This window comes from Chromobacterium alticapitis, assembly GCF_002924365.1.
Lineage (GTDB): Bacteria > Pseudomonadota > Gammaproteobacteria > Burkholderiales > Chromobacteriaceae > Chromobacterium > Chromobacterium alticapitis.
In genome coordinates this window covers 1-3,290 of record NZ_PQWB01000168.1, presented here as the reverse complement: position 1 = coordinate 3,290, position 3,290 = coordinate 1, and the positions used below count along the sequence as shown (strand labels likewise).

Genomic DNA, 3,290 nt, shown 5'->3' with positions numbered 1-3,290 from the left:
GTCGTCGAACTGGGGCTTGGGCAGATGCGCGCGGCGCGCGTCGGCGCGGCTGCGTGAGCGCTCCACCTGGCCGGCGATGTCCGAGAGCAGCTTGTCGGCGGGCTGATTCTTTTTCAGGCGGTCGGCGGCGTCGGCCAGTTTGCGGCGCAGAGGGTGGCGGTCGCGGATCAGGCAGCAGGACAGGGCGGATTTCAGGTCGGCGAGGCGGGCGGCAGATGTCATCGGCTTAAAGATCGGAGGATTGCGCAAAGCGCCGATTATAGCAGAGCGGGCCGCCTCGCCGGGCATCAGGCTTGGTTCTGCTCCTCGTCCACGGCCCAGCGCGGGAAGGGATCGTCCAGCGTCTGCCAGGCATCGAGGCCGCTCGCCATCTCGGCATCGTTCAGCAGACAGGCGTCGAAGCCGGCCGTCAGCGCCTGCCGGTCCATGTCCATGCCGATCAGCACCAGCTCCTGCTGGCGGTCGCCGAACGGCTCGGCCCAGCGCGAGCGGATCAGCGCCAGGCTGTCTTCGTCCTGGGGCCATTCCGCTCGGGCCAGCGCCGCCCACCACAGCCCGGCGCAGGAATGGCGGGCCACCGATCCGGCTTGCGACCACAGCGCGGCGAACTGCGGCCGGCTGGCCAGCCAGAAATAACCTTTGGAGCGCACCACGCCGGACCATTCCTGTCGCATCCATTGCCACAGCCGCTGCGGATGGAAGGGACGGCGCGCGCGGTAGACGAAACTGGCTATGCCATAGGTCTCGGTTTCCGGCACATGCTCGCCGCGCAGTTCGGCCAGCCAGCCCGGCGCTTCCGCGGCGGCGTCGAAGTCGAAGCGGCCGGTATCGAGCACTCTGTCCAGCGGCACACGGCCGAACTCGCTACGCACGATGTCGGCGCGCGGATTCAGCGAGCGCAGAATGCCCTCCAGCTCAGCCAGCGCTTCGGCGCTGATCAGATCGGTCTTGTTCAGCACGATGACGTCGCAGAACTCCACTTGTTCGATCAGCAGATCCACCACGGTGCGCTCGTCCTCATCGCCCAGGCTGGCCTGGCGGTCGGTGAGGCTGTCGCGCGAGGCGTAGTCGCGCAGGAAATTGCAGGCATCCACCACCGTCACCATGGTGTCCAGCCGCGCCAGATCGGCCAGGCTGCGGCCATCGTCGTCGCGGAAAGTGAAGGTTTCCGCCACCGGCAGCGGCTCGGAGATGCCGGTGGATTCGATCAGCAAGTAGTCGAAGCGGCCTTCCGCCGCCAGGCGGCGGATTTCCAGCAGCAAATCCTCGCGCAGCGTGCAGCAGATGCAGCCATTGCTCATCTCCACCAGCTTTTCCTCGGCGCGCGACAACTGGGCGCCGCCTTCGCGCACCAGGCGGGCGTCGATGTTGACTTCGGACATGTCGTTGACGATCACCGCCACCCGCTTGCCTTCGCGGTTGGCCAGGATGTGGTTCAGCAGCGTGGTTTTGCCGGCGCCGAGAAAGCCGGACAGCACCGTTACCGGCAGCTTGTTCATGTGTGTTCCTTGAAATGAGGGAAAGAGGGGGCTACCACACCGCGTCCAGCGCCAGCAGCACGCGGGTTTCTTCGGGGGGCGGGGCGGGCGAGCGGTGGATGGCGCCGCCCTTGGATTCCGGCCATTCGGCGCCCTTGAGCAGCAGCACGGCGAACGGCGGCGCGCTGCCGATGGCGGAGGCGTCGAGAATCAATCCGGATTGCGCATCGAGCATGCCCTGCGCAGCTGCGCCCAGCCGGGAGCGGTTTGCCGCGGAGGACGGCAGCCATTCGGTGCCTGGTCCCTGGTAGCAGCACAGCAGGCGCAGACCGACGCGGTCTACATGGAAGCGCGGGCACATCGGGCGGCTCAGCACCTCCAGCCGGGCGCCTACTTGCGGACAGCCGGTCAGCGTGGCGTACAGCTCGCACAGCCAGTCGATGTCGGCTTGCAGCGCGTCGCGGCCGGGCAGGTCGGCCAGCGGCAAGTCGGCGCTTTCTCCTGGCGTCACTATCCGCCGCCAGCCCAGACCCAGCAGGCCGTTTTGCTTGGCGCGGCGCAAATAGCCGGCGATATCGGCGTTGGGCGGGCGGCGGTACAGGCACAGCTCGGTGTCGGCGTCGAAGATGGCCGCAAGGCTGGCCAGGTTGTCGGAAAGATGGATGGTTTCGGCGGTGGCGTCAGCGGTCATGGCGGGGAATGATGCGAATGATTTGCAGAATGTTATAGCATTACATAAAATAACGGGCAAGTTATAACATAACAAAAAAGCACCGGCGCCAACCGCCCCCTTAATCATGGAGATTGCAAAGATGAAACGATTCCCCCGCCTCGCGCTTGTTGCCGCGCTCGTTTGCTCGCCGTTGCTGGCTCATGCCGCGGTCAATGTCGTCGCCGGCGAAAACTTCTACGGCGATGTGGCGCAGCAGATCGGCGGCAGTCACGTCCACGTCACCAGCATCCTGAGCAATCCGGACCAGGACCCGCACCTGTTCGAGGCCAGCGCATCCACAGCCAAGGCGCTGAGCGATGCCCGGCTGGTGGTTTGCAACGGCATAGACTACGACCCGTGGATGGAAAAGCTGCTGTCCGCCGCCAAGGCTCCGCAGCGCAAGACGGTGGTGGCCGGCGAGCTGCTGAAGCGCAAGACTGGCGATAACCCGCATCTGTGGTACGACCCGGCCACCATGCCGGCAGTGGCCAAAGTGATCGCCAGCGAGCTGGAAAGCGCCGATCCGGCGCACAAGGCCGATTACGATCACAATCTGCAGCATTTCCTGGCCTCGCTGCAGCCGCTGAATGCCAAGGTGCAAGCCTTGCGCGGCAAATACGCCGGCAAGCCGGTGACCGCCACCGAGCCGGTGTTCGGCTATATGGCGGAGGCGCTGGGGCTGAAAATGCGCAATGAAAAATTCCAGCTGGCGGTGATGAACAACACCGAGCCGGCGGCCAGCGATATCGCCGCCTTCGAAAACGATCTGAAAACCCATGCGGTGAACGTGCTGTTCTACAACAGCCAGGCATCCGACCAATCCGCCAAGCGGGTGCAGAAAGTGGCGCGCGCCGCCAAGGTGCCGGTGGTGGGCGTGACGGAGACCGAGCCGGCCGGCAAGCATTACCAGGAATGGATGCTATCGCAGCTGAACGCGCTGGACAAGGCGCTGGGCGGGTCCAGCAAGTGAGCGCGGTGTCGCTGGCCGACGTCAGCGTCGGCTATCGCCAGCGCCAGGTGCTGGCCGATGTCAGCCTGGAGATCGGGCAGGGGTTGTTCATCGGCGTGCTCGGCCCCAACGGGGCCGGCAAGACCACGCT

The 3,290-nt window shown here is 65.6% G+C and carries 4 protein-coding genes; 1 reads left to right on the top strand and 3 read right to left on the bottom strand.

The annotated features are described in order from the left end of the window. From C2I19_RS20455 to C2I19_RS20445, 3 genes are all read right to left on the bottom strand, one after another. A partial coding sequence (locus C2I19_RS20455; RefSeq protein WP_146056906.1) for a hypothetical protein occupies positions 1–222 on the bottom strand: 222 nt, incomplete at its 3' end. A gap of 65 nt (positions 223–287) precedes the next feature. Further along, positions 288–1,499 (bottom strand): zinc metallochaperone GTPase ZigA, encoded by a 1,212-nt coding sequence (zigA, locus tag C2I19_RS20450; protein WP_103904433.1) that lies wholly within the window; start codon positions 1,497–1,499, stop codon positions 288–290. A gap of 31 nt (positions 1,500–1,530) precedes the next feature. Beyond that, positions 1,531–2,169: a DUF1826 domain-containing protein gene (locus C2I19_RS20445; RefSeq protein WP_158253788.1), complete on the bottom strand. Its 639-nt coding sequence runs from the start codon at positions 2,167–2,169 to the stop codon at positions 1,531–1,533. A gap of 121 nt (positions 2,170–2,290) precedes the next feature. On the opposite strand from C2I19_RS20445, the gene C2I19_RS20440 reads away from it, so the two are divergent. Further along, entirely contained in the window at positions 2,291–3,160 is an 870-nt protein-coding gene (locus C2I19_RS20440) for a metal ABC transporter solute-binding protein, Zn/Mn family (RefSeq protein WP_199181309.1), read from the top strand. The last annotated feature ends 130 nt before the right edge of the window (positions 3,161–3,290 follow it).

Coding starts and splice junctions, on each gene's coding strand:
- zigA (WP_103904433.1), bottom strand. CDS start 1,499: ATGAACAAGCTGCCGGTAACGGTGCTGTCCGGCTTTCTCGGCGCCGGC.
- C2I19_RS20445 (WP_158253788.1), bottom strand. CDS start 2,169: ATGACCGCTGACGCCACCGCCGAAACCATCCATCTTTCCGACAACCTG.
- C2I19_RS20440 (WP_199181309.1), top strand. CDS start 2,291: ATGAAACGATTCCCCCGCCTCGCGCTTGTTGCCGCGCTCGTTTGCTCG.